Source organism: Parabacteroides timonensis, assembly GCF_900128505.1.
GTDB classification, from domain to species: domain Bacteria; phylum Bacteroidota; class Bacteroidia; order Bacteroidales; family Tannerellaceae; genus Parabacteroides; species Parabacteroides timonensis.
This window is the reverse complement of record NZ_LT669941.1, coordinates 132,843-145,712: the sequence shown is the minus strand read 5'-3', so window position 1 is coordinate 145,712 and position 12,870 is coordinate 132,843. Positions and strand designations below refer to the sequence as shown.

Here is a 12,870-nt window from a genome sequence, read left to right as displayed (position 1 = left end):
CAAGAAACTTTAAATTAATTGAGACATGAACAAATATAGTAATATATTAATGGGATTCGGCCTGGGTGTAGCCCTGCTGTGCACCACCGGATGCCGTGACGATTTCGCTGATATCAACTCCAGCCCTTCGCAGGTGACTGTGGGTGACCCCTCCTATCTGTTTGCAATGGCTGCCATGGATTTTGATCCGTTCGATTATACATTTTGGTTCTACGATGCACCGATGTTGACGGCATGGAGCCAAATGGCAGTGCCTACGGGCAGTTTTACGGAAAGCTCTGCTTTGACTACTGTCACCGGTGGAGTGAATTATGTGAGAACACTGAAACTCGCTCATGAAATAGCCTATCTACGCTCCAACATGAGTGAAGAAGATGCGGCCAAACATGCGGCAACTGCTGCTTGCGTAGATGTTCTTACAGCTTATCTGGCACTTTCAAGCAGTGATATCAATGGTGATATCCAGTTTACGGAAGCCGGTAACGCTTTACATGGCGGTACACTGACTCCGGCTTACGACAGAATTGCAGATTTGTACACATTGTGGCTGACCCAATTGGATAACGCTATTACAATATTCACGACTGCCACCGATCAGATTTTTACAAACGAGCAAGATATCGTTTACAAAGGAGACCTCAACAAGTGGGCCAAACTGGCTAATTCAATGAAACTTAGAATTGCCGCTCGTTTGATATCTCAGGATAAAGCAAGAGCTTTGACTATTGCTTCGGAAGTAGCAAATGCTTCCTGCGGCTATATCGACTCTTTGGATGACGCCATGATTTTCAATAAAAGTATCGTAAACTCAAGCAGTGACGATTACATTTATCACTGGAGCAACGGATTTATGGACGGAACGGCTTCCAGCCAGCGCGTAGTAGATTTCATGCTTGAAAACAAAGACCCTCGCGTTCGTTTCCTTTATCGTAAAAACGACTGGAACTCTAAAATCATTCAGGAATTCTATGATCAGAGCAAGGAGATTCCTTCCTATATCGAAGAAAACGTTGAATATACGACGTCCGGCGGAAAGAAAACATTCGTGAAATGGAAAGGAATGGGTGAACCCTGGGTTCGTTATTACGGTCTTCCGGTTGAATATAATGCCAAGAACAATTCAGCTGTTTACGGTGAATGGTTTGACTATGAAAACCGTTACAAGATTACCGATGAAAACGGGCAGAGTGCAAAAAGCTATCGCCCCTACTCTATGTACCAGCATCAGATGGTTATCGGACGTTACTATAATTTCACCCTGCCAACAGTTCCCGGCGGTCCTGTAATCACCAAAAACGACAACCGCCCCTGGTACGGATTGTATCTGGGTGGAAGTGAAGTAAACCTGTATCTGGCTGAGTTCAAACTATTGGGGGCAAACTTGCCCGGTACGGCTGAAAGCTATTTCACACAAGGTGTTAAACTGTCTGTTCAGGAATATGACAAAGTAGCCGGATTAAACCAGATCGCTTATTACGGTACTACTTATGATTATGATCCGAATGAAGTTTCCATCGAACTGAAAAGCGGAGAGATCGAAGCGATGCTGGCATCAGACGATTACAAGCTGAGCGGTTCAGCCAGCGAACAACTGGAAAAAGTATACTTGCAACAATTGATCAACTTTACCTTGTATCCTTACGACCAGTTTGTCACTGCACGTCGTTCTGGTTTGCCTAAATTCAATTCACAGTTTATCAACCGTGAAAATTACGCTTCCATCCCTGTGACCAACTTCCCGCGTCGTTTCCAGACAGGTGTTCCTAACGAAACGAGCCAGTTGTATCAGATCCAGAGAGATGCCTATGCAGCACAGGGCTACACTATTACTGGTGCCGGCGATGCTAACACATCTATTCTGAACTCAGAACGTACCTGGCAGGATCAGGGTGCTCCGCAATGGGGTGAAGGACCAAAGAATTAATTCTTTTATTAATAACCTCGAAAGAGTAGTTACAGAATCTGTAACTGCTCTTTCCCATATTCTACTACAATGAGAACATACCTGTTAATCACCATCCTGTGCTGTATAGCAACCATCGGCAGTGCTAATGCACAAAAGAAGCGTCAGATGCTTTTCGAAGACTACTCGAAAGGTGTCGTGTTAATGAAGAACAACTCGAAGACACCGGCGGAACTGAACTATGATGCCGGCAATCAGAAGATGATGTTCAAAAACGGTTCGGAAGAAATGCTACTCACCAACGTAGCCCAGGTCGACACGGTTTATATCGGGAATGCCAAATTCATTCCGACCGGTTCCAGGGAAAACTTCTATGAGATACTTCAGATACCGAATGGCACTATCGGTATTAACTGGTTGTTGAAGAATGCTTCCCAGGGATATAAAAATGCTTTCGGCGTAACCCAACAGGCCAAAGTGGAAAGTTTAAACACAAACCAGTTGAATTACGGTGCTTACGAAAATCAATACACTGAAGTTTATAAACTCGCCAATCAGAATGAATATTGTATTTTCCGCGATGGCACCTCTTTCAAGTTCAAAAACAAAAAGTCGTTATTAAAGCTCTTTCCCGGCAAAGAGAACCTCATCGAAACTTATATTAAAGAAACGAAAACAGACATGAAGAATGCGAAAGATGTCATCACACTAGTCAATTATTGCCTGGGATTATAAAATAGAAAAGCCGTACAAGTCAGTCTTGTACGGCTTTCCTATTCTCAATCCGGCAATCAATATTTTTTCTCATTTGCCAGATTCCACATATTCAGGAAAGAGGCTTTTGTTATATCTACAATCTTATCCCAATTGATCTTATCCACATGGTCGCTCGGCATGTGATAATCCGGATGACCGTTGGTGTGATACCAGATAATAGGAATATCGCGTTTGGCAAACGTTCCGTTATCGCTCCCTCCTACCGGCTTATCCCAGGCATGATAAATAGGCTTCAAATTCAGATCATATTTCTTTATATCATTTTTCAGCCAGTCGCCAAAAGCCTTATTTGCCTCCGTATAGAAATAATCTACTTGTTCGGGAACCGCCTCATTCGAGTTGCGTCCTATCATATCGTAATTCAGATAGCCCTTTACGTCTTTAAGGAAAGAGCAGTTCTGCACAAAATACTCGGAACCTAACAATCCTTTCTCCTCTCCATCCCAAAAAGCAAAGATCACAGTACGTTCCGGTTGTTGTCCGGAGGCCAGAAATGCTTTTGCCACCTGGAGTACGGCAGATACACCTGATGCATTATCATCCGCTCCATTATAAATCTGATCGCCTTCCAGCATCGGATCGAAGCCCAGGTGATCATAGTGTGCACCGATAATTACAAATTCATTCGGATTCTTTCCTTCTATCTTACCCAGGATATTACGCATCGATAGTTTCTGATGTACCCCTTGTTTCAACTGAGCGATCGAATCCGGATGAACCTGAAAGCGTCCTCTTTTCTGTCTTTCCTTATTATAGGCTTCAAAAGGTTGATAATAAGATTCATTCAAAGGAGCAATGCCCATTGTCTTCAGATTCGAAACAATATATTCTGCAGCAATACGCCCTCCCTGAAACCCGGCTTCACGCCCTTCCAGTTCATCACTGGCTAAAAAGCCAATATAAGCTTCTGCATTTTCTTTATTGATCACACCTAGTCCTTTTTCAACCGGTGACTGTGCCCAAAGGGTAGTAGATAGCATAAGGGATGCTACAAATAAGCCTGTTCTTCTCATCGTATGATTGTGTTTTACAAATTATCGGAATAATTAGTTTCAGCTTCCGGTTACAAAGATAAAAGATTAATCTAAGAATTGTAAGGGGTAGAAAATAAAAAAAGGCTAATCTTCGCTGTTTTCCCAGCGTCGAATGCCCATCCATTATCTCTCACCAGTCTTTATTAAAGACCCTGGTGAAGAGAATACTTCAAAATAATATACTTTCTTTTTACTTAATTTTTTGCGTTAGCCCCCATTTCTTCCAACAGGCGGCGGATTTCAGCATTTACTCGCTGACTCATTGTACCATTTCTCATTGACTGATAACGATCAGCCTGATAACGCAACATCGCTAAAGTACGAAGATTTTCTTCATTTCTACTTGTCATCATAATTTTTACATTTTATGTCTTCCACGCTTGGAAGACTTATTAATAATTTAACCTAAACTCTTGTCTTTTCTTTTTGTTTACAGTGCAAAGATAAGCATTTTCTTTAAAACCATGCTATAAAACATATAAAATATTTCTATCTTTACATTTATTTAATCTATAGAAATAGTTTTTCAGAAGCTAAACACCCTACTCCACCTCCGTCAACTTACCTGTAACTGAATCAATTACAAAGCCACGAACCGTTATATCCGACGGAATCAGCGGATGATGAATAACCTGATTCACTGTATTTCTTACAGAACCTTCAGAAGAATCGAAACCATGTAACCAGTCTTTAAAATCGACTCCGCAATAGCGTATCATATCGATACGGTCTGCTGGAATACCCCGTTTCTTCATTGCTTCGATCATTGTTTCACTGTCCATATGTTGTGCACCGCAATCCGAATGACCGATAATCATTATTTCAGTAACTCCCAAATCATAAATGGCAACCAACAGACTGCGTATCACACTACCAAAAGGATGTGATATGACTGCGCCCGCATTTTTTATGATTTTTACATCACCATTCTTAAGCCCCAGTGAGGCCGGAAGTAATTCTATCAGACGAGTATCCATACAGGATACGATCGCAATTTTCTTATCAGGGTACTTATTCGTTATAAACTTCTCGTATCCTTTGTTCTTTACGAACTCTTTATTAAATACTAGTAATTCGTCAATCATATCGTTAGTTCTTATTATAGGAACAAATCAGGATCAAAGAATGTTCAAATGTTTCAACGCTTTGAATATTCCGTCCTCATCGACGGAGTCTGTTACATAATCGGCATACTGTTTCACTTCATCTTCCGCATTCCCCATAGCTACACCTATACCGGCATGTTTAAGCATAGCAACATCATTACCTCCATCACCAAAAGCCATACACTCGTTTAATGGTATCCTGAAGTATTCCAGCATTTTATCGATCCCTACCCGCTTACTGCTACCAGCTGGTACCACATCTGTAAATAAAGGATTCCAACGGGTAGACTCACAATTTGACAGGATAGGCATGATCTTCTTCTCCTGTTCAGCAGTAAAGAAAGAAACCAGTTGATAAGCAGTCTTTCCACGTATCTCATCCAAAGGACGGATAGGTGGTTCCGGGAAATTAAGCATATTGAATATCTCTTCCACCGTTTCATCTTTATAATTCATAAAGATTTCTTTTTCCTGCACAAAAGCGCATGGGAAAGACTCTTCGGTTTCCATATAACGGATCAAAGCCTCGATATCCCTGTCTGGAATACTGTGTTTATAAATGACTTTATCCTCTCCGGCAAAACAATACCCACCGTTCAAAGTAACATATCCGTCAAACTTCAAATCTCCCAGATTATTAATAGATGTGTAGTGGCGCCCTGTTGCTATAAAGACCTTAATACCTTTCTCCCGTAAGAGATCCAATGCTTCGATGGTAGACTGAGGAACTTCATGTGTCTTAAAACTAACCAGTGTTCCGTCGATATCAAAAAAAACTGCCTTAATCATACTTTTCTACTAACCTAAATTTGTTACAAAGATAAGAATAAATAAACACATCCGATTTTTATATACATTTGTAGATGCTATCTTAATAACAATTTAATAGGTAAGTTATGGAATACAGACAATTAGGAGGTTCGGGCTTATATGTACCCGTACTTTGTTTAGGCACAGCTACTTTTGGAGGAACCAATGGTTTCGAAGGTTGGGGACATACCCAGGTAGAAGAAGCCAGACGTATGATAAACAAGTGCCTGGATGCCGGTGTAAACTTCTTTGATACAGCAGACGTTTATTCCGGTGGCCTATCGGAAGAAATATTGGGCAAGGCGATGGAAGGCTTGCGGAATAAATTACTTATCTCCACCAAGGCAACATTCAATCTAAATCCGGAAAGCCGCAACGCGATAGGATCTTCCCGTTTCCACTTGATCAATGCTTGTGAGGCTAGCCTGAAACGGTTGAATACCGATCATATCGATGTTTACCATATGCATGGATTTGATGCGAATACGCCGGTAGAAGAAACCCTTCGTGCATTGGATGATTTAATCACAGCCGGTAAAGTTCGTTACATTGCCTGTTCCAATTTCTCTGGATGGCATCTGATGAAAGCGTTATCCGTTTCTGAACGCTATGGCTGGAGTCGCTATGTTGCCCATCAGGTACATTACTCTTTGCTTAACAGAGAATTCGAATGGGAATTAATGCCGCTCGGTATCGATCAGAAAGTCGGTTCTATTATTTGGAGTCCATTATCTGCAGGTCGTTTGGGTGGTAAATACAGACGTAACAACCCCATTCCGGCAGACGGACGCGTAGCCCGTGGCGGAAGTCCTATCCCGGATGAAGCCACTTCATACGAGCGCTTGTATAATATAATGGATGTATTGGATGAAGTAGCGGAAGAAACAGGACATAGTGTTGCACAATGTGCTCTGAACTGGTTACTGCAGCGCCCTACCGTCTCCAGCCTTATCATTGGAGCAAGTACGGAAAAGCAACTGGAACAAAATCTGGAAGCTGTCGGATGGAATCTGACACCCGAACAGGTAAAACGACTGGACATCGCCAGCCAGGTTACTCCTGTCTATCCCTATTGGCACCAGGCGCAATTCCCTTTCCTGAATGCACAGCTTCAGTTTTGAGAAAAGATCCTTTCGACTCCAACAACAAAAAAACGGAACCTTCTTTCGAAGATTCCGTTTTTACTATTTTAGATGATCAAATAATCTATTATTCCTCAACACCCCACTGCTGTTTAGCCAAACGCTTGTAGTTGTTAAGTCTCCACTTAGCGTTGTTTTCAGCAGCCTGGAACAATTCGCCAGCTTCAGCCGGGAACTGTTTTGTCAGAGAAGCGAAACGTACTTCACCCTTCAGGAAGTCCTGGAACTTGCTCCAATCCGGTTCTTTGCTATCCAATGTGAACGGATTCTTGCCTTCTTCTTCCAATGCCGGGTTGTAACGCCACAAGTGCCAGTAACCACATGCTACTGCATCTGCTTCTTCCTGCTGGCTCTTACCCATACCCTTCTTCAAACCGTGGTTGATACAAGGAGAGTAAGCGATGATCAATGAAGGACCATCATAAGCTTCAGCTTCGCGGATAGCTTTCAATGTCTGTGCCTGGTCAGCACCCATTGCGATCTGAGCAACATATACGTAACCGTAAGTCGTAGCCATCAGACCCAGATCTTTCTTACGTACTCTCTTACCAGCAGCTGCAAACTTAGCGATTGCACCGACCGGAGTAGCTTTAGAAGACTGACCACCAGTGTTAGAATAAACTTCAGTATCCAGAACCAGGATATTGACGTTCTTGCCGGAAGCAATTACATGGTCGAGACCACCGTAACCGATATCATAAGAAGCGCCGTCACCACCGATGATCCACTGTGAACGTTTTACCAGGAAGTGAGAAAGTTCCTTGATCTGTGCGCTAAGCGGACAGCCGTGAGTGATACCTTCTTCAGCAATAGCGATTATCTGAGGAGCCAGTTCTTTTGTCTTATCAGCATCGTTCTGGTTTTCAACCCATGCTTTAAGTACTTCTTTTACTTCAGCAGGAGCATTTTCACCAGCAATAATTGCGTTCATTGCATTCGTCAGACGAGCACGCATCTTTTCGTTAGCCAGTTCCATACCCAGACCGAATTCACAGAAGTCTTCGAACAATGAGTTAGCCCAAGCCGGACCCTGTCCTTTTTCGTTTGTTGTATACGGAGTTGAAGGAACAGAACCTGAATAGATAGATGAACAACCTGTTGCGTTAGCTACCATTTCACGGTCACCGAACAACTGAGTTATCAATTTCACATACGGAGTTTCACCACAACCGGAGCAAGCACCTGAGAACTCAAACAACGGAGTTGCAAACTGAGAGTTCTTCACGTTAGCTTTGATGTCAACCAGATGTTGTTTGCTTGAAACCTTTTCTGCACAGAAATCCCAGTTCGGAGCTTCAGCCAGCTGAGTTTCCAGAGCTGCCATCTTAAGCGCTTTACCACCCTTCTTCGGATTACCCGGACAAACATCGGCACAGTTACCACAACCCAGACAGTCAAGAACGTCAACCTGGATACGGAACTGCATTCCTTCAAATTGCTTACCTGTAGCTTTCAAAGAGTTAGAGAACGGAGCAGCAGCCTGTTCAGCAGCATCCAACACGAACGGACGGATAGAAGCGTGAGGACAAACATACGCACACTTGTTACACTGGATACAGTTGTCCGGTTCCCAAACAGGAACAAAAGCAGCTACACCGCGTTTTTCGTATTTAGCTGTTCCCTGATGCCATGTACCGTCTTCGATACCTTCGAATGCAGAAACCTTCAACAGGTCGCCATCCTGAGCATTGATAGGACGAACTACATCGTTGATGAAAGCAGGATCGTTGTTTGCTACAACTTCATCATCCGGCAGGTTAGCCCATGACGGATCGACAGCAAGCTGAGTATATTCGCCACCACGATCGACAGCAGCATAGTTCTTATTAACTACATCTTCACCTTTCTTACCGTAAGACTTCACAATGAATTTCTTCATCTGTTCGATAGCCAGGTCAACAGGAATTACACCTGTGATACGGAAGAATGCAGACTGAAGGATTGTATTGGTACGGTTACCCAAACCGATTTCCAATGCGATCTGAGTTGCATTGATATAGTAAACAGTAATATTTTTCTGAGCGAAATAACGTTTTACCTTATTCGGCAGGTGTTTAGCCAACTCTTCGCCATTCCATACAGTGTTCAGCAGGAATGTACCGTTTTCACGCAAACCACGAGTTACATCGTACATACGCAGGTAAGCCTGAACGTGGCAAGCAACGAAGTTCGGAGTATTTACCAAATAAGTGGAACGGATCGGATGGTCACCGAAACGCAGGTGAGAACAAGTGAAACCACCAGACTTCTTAGAGTCATAAGAGAAATATGCCTGGCAATATTTATTTGTATTGTCACCGATGATCTTTACAGAGTTCTTGTTAGCACCGACAGTACCGTCAGCACCCAAGCCGTAGAACTTAGCTTCGAACATGCCTTCGCCACCCAAAGCGATTTCTTCTTTCTGAGGAAGAGAAGTGAATGTAACGTCGTCTACGATACCCAGTGTGAACTGGTTCTTCGGCATCGGTAATGCCAGGTTTTCATAAACGGCAAGGATCTGAGCAGGAGTAGTATCCTTAGAACCCAAACCATAACGGCCACCGACGATAACAGGAGCGTTTTCTGTTCCGTAGTAGCAGTCTTTTACATCCAGATACAAAGGTTCGCCGGTAGCACCCGGTTCTTTTGTTCTGTCAAGAACAGCGATACGTTTTGCAGTCTTAGGAACAGCAGCCAGGAAGTGCTTAGCAGAGAACGGACGATACAAGTGAACTGAAACCAAACCAACTTTTTCACCCTGAGCTGTCAGATGGTCGATAGCTTCACGGGCAGCTTCCGTTACAGAACCCATTGCGATAATTACGCGTTCTGCATCTTCTGCTCCGTAATAATCGAACAAACCGTATTTGCGGCCTGTCAGCTTGGAGATTTCGTTCATATATTCTTCTACGATAGCAGGAACTGCTTCATAGTATTTGTTTGAAGATTCTCTGTGCTGGAAGAAGTGATCCGGGTTTTCAGCCATACCGCGAGCTTCCGGCTTTTCCGGATTCAATGCACGTGCACGGAATTCAGCCAACGCCTTCTGGTCGATCAGCGGAGCCAGGTCATCATTTTCCAACGCTTCAATCTTCTGGATTTCGTGTGATGTACGGAAACCGTCGAAGAAGTTCACGAAAGGAACGCGAGACTTGATAGTAGCCAGGTGAGCTACACCAGATAAGTCCATAACTTCCTGTACAGAACCTTCTGCCAACATTGCAAAACCAGTCTGACGGGCAGACATAACATCCTGATGGTCACCGAAGATACACAAAGCGTGTGAAGCCAGTGTACGGGCAGACACATGGAATACGCAAGGAAGCAACTCACCAGCGATCTTGTACATATTAGGGATCATCAGCAACAATCCCTGAGAAGCTGTATAAGTTGAAGTCAGGGCACCGGCCTGCAAAGAACCGTGAACTGCACCTGCAGCACCACCTTCTGATTGCATTTCCTGTACCAAAACCGTTTCGCCGAAAATGTTCTTACGTCCGGCGGCAGCCCATTCATCTACATATTCTGCCATTGTAGACGACGGAGTGATGGGGTAAATAGCGGCTACTTCGCTGAACATATAGGAGATATGTGCAGCAGCCTGGTTACCATCACAGGTCAAAAATTTCTTCTGTTTTGTCATAGACTTTTACTATTAGTATTTAAAAGAATTTTATTAGTATAAAAAGCCAAAAAGCCAAAGCGGGATCATGTTGCCATCTCCTACTTCAACCTTATCAATAGCATAGTATAAATCGGGATTGTTTTTCACTTTCATACTTTCTTCTATCCTGAAATTATACTTTTCATTTACCAAAAAGTGAGCGTTCTTAATTCCTTCGTTCAGTTTATTGTCTTTCAAAAGCTGGTTATAGAAAAAAGATTCGCGCACAGCCTGTATGTTCACCTCCATCGGACGGATGGGGTACATCAGATTCGAATTGTACATATATACGGTAGAGGGTTTTTTCGGAAACGATTCGCCTACCGGATACAGCATATTCATCAAACGGGCATCGGTCAGATATTTAATGTAATTCATCACAGTTGCCCGTGAAGTTTCTATGTCTTTACTTAACTGGCTGACGTTTGGCGTACATGGCGCACTGATCGCCAGCAAATATAATAATTTTCGGAGCTTCGGCAGATAACTTTGCTCGATTTGTTTAATATAAAGGACATCTACCTCCAGCATCATGTTCATTGTCTTCAGCAGATTTTCCGAAAAATTACGTTTCTCCAGGAAAAACGGATAAAAACCATGATGCAGGTAATCCTGAAAATAAGCCATCGGTTTAGCTACCGAGCAAATATTACGGGCAATCTCCTGATGTTTTTCGATCACTTCCTCAAATGTATACGCCGGAAAATTGTTTCCCGACATCAGATTCAGAAACTCACGGAAAGAAAAACCACGTAAATTATATGAAACAACCTTACCTGAGAGGTCCGGATTCTCTTCTTTCAATCGCATAACCGACGAACCAGAGAAAATAATCTTCAGATCTTCAAAATTATCATAACAGTAACGTAACTCTTTCGACCATCCGGAATATTTAAAAACCTGGTCGATCAACAATACTTTCCCTCCTTTCGCCCTGAACTCAGAAGCAAAATCGACTAAAGTACGTTCCGTAAAATAAAAATGATTCAGATTTATGTATAGGCACTCCTTATTATCAGCACCAAAATGTTCGCGAGCATAATCCAGTAAAAAAGTAGTCTTACCCACTCCACGAGAGCCTTTAATACCGATCAACCGGTCATTCCAGTTAATCTCATCCATCAGCCCCCGGCGTACCGGTGCATGCAAATGTTCTACAAGGTATTTATGTGTTTTAAAGAATGCTTCCACCTTACTGTCTTACTATATAGGCCACAAAGATAGAAAATATCCGCTACTTTGCAATACCGAGATAGCAATTTTATTTTCAGTTGGCAATCCAAAGTTAACAATGCGTATTGACGTTTGAGAATTCGGAGTTGGCAGTTAATGGTATTTTTTAGAAATAACCACTAACTGTCAAACCCTTATCTTATTTATTCAATAATCGTTACCCATCCGTATGTATCAGGTTCATCACCATACTGGATACCACGCAGTTTATGATACAATTTTTCACAAACAGGTCCCGGCTTGCCATCTTTAGCAATTACATAAGACTTGTCAATGTCCAGATCGTCGATTTGTGAGATCGGAGCGATAACGGCTGCAGTTCCGCACTCTGCTGCTTCATCAAATGTTGCGAGTTCTTCCACTGGAACCGGACGACGTTCAACGGTCAGTCCCATATCTGCAGCTAATTGCTGCAAACTCTTGTTGGTGATTGAAGGCAGGATAGAATGAGACTGCGGAGTGATATAGCTATTACCACGGATACCGAAGAAGTTTGCCGGACCACATTCGTCCAGGTATTTCTTTTCTTTCGGATCCAGATAAAGAACGGCTGCATATCCTTTTTCCTTTGCTTTTTCACCGGCAACAAGGCTGGCGGCATAGTTACCACCGACTTTTATCGTACCTGTTCCCTGAGGAGCTGCACGGTCATATTCACGCATGATACAAACCTTTGAAGGTTGGAAACCACCTTTAAAATACGGACCTACCGGAGTTACAAAAATCATAAACATATATTCAGGAGCCGGTTTTACACCTACCTGTGCACCCAAACCAATCATCAACGGCCGGATATATAATGCTGCTCCACTCTCGTAAGGAGGAACAAAGCGTTCATTCAATTTCACTACTTTGCGAACAGCTTCCTCAAACATTTCCACAGGAAGTTCAGCCATCTTGATACCCCGGCTGGAAGCCTGCATACGTTTGCCGTTTTCATCCATACGGAACACACGGATCTTACCGTCTTTACCTCTGAAAGCTTTCAGACCTTCAAACGATTCTTGCCCGTAATGCAGACAAGTCGCTGCCATATGAATATTGATGATCTCAGAAGAACTAACTTCTAATTCTCCCCATTTACCATCACGATAGTAACACCGTACATTGTAGTCTGTCTTCATATAACCAAATGCTAGATCAGACCAATTAATATTTTCCATATAATGTCGTAATTAGATTATGATCGCAAAAGTAAGCTATTTCAGATGATAATTGT

10 protein-coding genes are annotated in these 12,870 nt (G+C 42.8%); 3 read left to right on the top strand and 7 right to left on the bottom strand.

Annotation, left to right across the window (positions count from 1 at the left end; genetic code table 11):
* The first annotated feature begins 25 nt into the window (after window positions 1-25).
* The gene (locus tag BQ7394_RS08210) at window positions 26-1,924 is read left to right on the top strand and encodes a SusD/RagB family nutrient-binding outer membrane lipoprotein (protein ID WP_075557009.1); all 1,899 of its coding nucleotides are present in this window, start codon (window positions 26-28) and stop codon (window positions 1,922-1,924) included.
* A gap of 69 nt (window positions 1,925-1,993) precedes the next feature.
* Window positions 1,994-2,638 (top strand): hypothetical protein, encoded by a 645-nt coding sequence (locus BQ7394_RS08205; RefSeq protein ID WP_075557008.1) that lies wholly within the window; start codon window positions 1,994-1,996, stop codon window positions 2,636-2,638.
* Between the two features lie 56 nt (window positions 2,639-2,694).
* Here BQ7394_RS08205 and BQ7394_RS08200 read toward each other — a convergent pair whose 3' ends face one another.
* The 4 genes from BQ7394_RS08200 to BQ7394_RS08190 form a co-directional block, all read right to left on the bottom strand.
* Window positions 2,695-3,693: a M28 family metallopeptidase gene (locus BQ7394_RS08200; protein ID WP_075557007.1), complete on the bottom strand. Its 999-nt coding sequence runs from the start codon at window positions 3,691-3,693 to the stop codon at window positions 2,695-2,697.
* 215 nt (window positions 3,694-3,908) lie between these two features.
* Window positions 3,909-4,067 (bottom strand): hypothetical protein, encoded by a 159-nt coding sequence (locus tag BQ7394_RS25960; protein ID WP_007658304.1) that lies wholly within the window; start codon window positions 4,065-4,067, stop codon window positions 3,909-3,911.
* Between the two features lie 189 nt (window positions 4,068-4,256).
* Window positions 4,257-4,799 (bottom strand): beta-class carbonic anhydrase, encoded by a 543-nt coding sequence (locus tag BQ7394_RS08195; protein ID WP_075557006.1) that lies wholly within the window; start codon window positions 4,797-4,799, stop codon window positions 4,257-4,259.
* Between the two features lie 33 nt (window positions 4,800-4,832).
* Window positions 4,833-5,609, bottom strand: coding sequence for a Cof-type HAD-IIB family hydrolase (locus BQ7394_RS08190; protein WP_075557005.1), 777 nt, complete (start codon window positions 5,607-5,609; stop codon window positions 4,833-4,835).
* Between the two features lie 107 nt (window positions 5,610-5,716).
* On the opposite strand from BQ7394_RS08190, the gene BQ7394_RS08185 reads away from it, so the two are divergent.
* Window positions 5,717-6,751: an aldo/keto reductase gene (locus BQ7394_RS08185; protein WP_075557004.1), complete on the top strand. Its 1,035-nt coding sequence runs from the start codon at window positions 5,717-5,719 to the stop codon at window positions 6,749-6,751.
* 88 nt (window positions 6,752-6,839) lie between these two features.
* On the opposite strand, the gene nifJ is transcribed toward BQ7394_RS08185, so the two are convergent.
* The 3 genes from nifJ to BQ7394_RS08170 all read right to left on the bottom strand — a co-directional run bounded on the left by nifJ (window position 6,840) and on the right by BQ7394_RS08170 (window position 12,814).
* Window positions 6,840-10,397 carry a pyruvate:ferredoxin (flavodoxin) oxidoreductase gene (gene nifJ / locus BQ7394_RS08180; RefSeq protein WP_075557003.1) on the bottom strand — a complete coding sequence of 1,186 codons (3,558 nt, stop codon included), beginning with the start codon at window positions 10,395-10,397 and terminating at the stop codon, window positions 6,840-6,842.
* Window positions 10,398-10,430: 33 nt separating this feature from the next.
* Window positions 10,431-11,609 carry an ATP-binding protein gene (locus tag BQ7394_RS08175; RefSeq protein ID WP_075557002.1) on the bottom strand — a complete coding sequence of 393 codons (1,179 nt, stop codon included), beginning with the start codon at window positions 11,607-11,609 and terminating at the stop codon, window positions 10,431-10,433.
* Window positions 11,610-11,794: 185 nt separating this feature from the next.
* A complete protein-coding gene (locus BQ7394_RS08170; RefSeq protein ID WP_075557001.1) occupies window positions 11,795-12,814 on the bottom strand; it encodes a branched-chain amino acid aminotransferase in 1,020 nt (339 codons plus the stop codon).
* Between the last annotated feature and the right edge of the window lie 56 nt (window positions 12,815-12,870).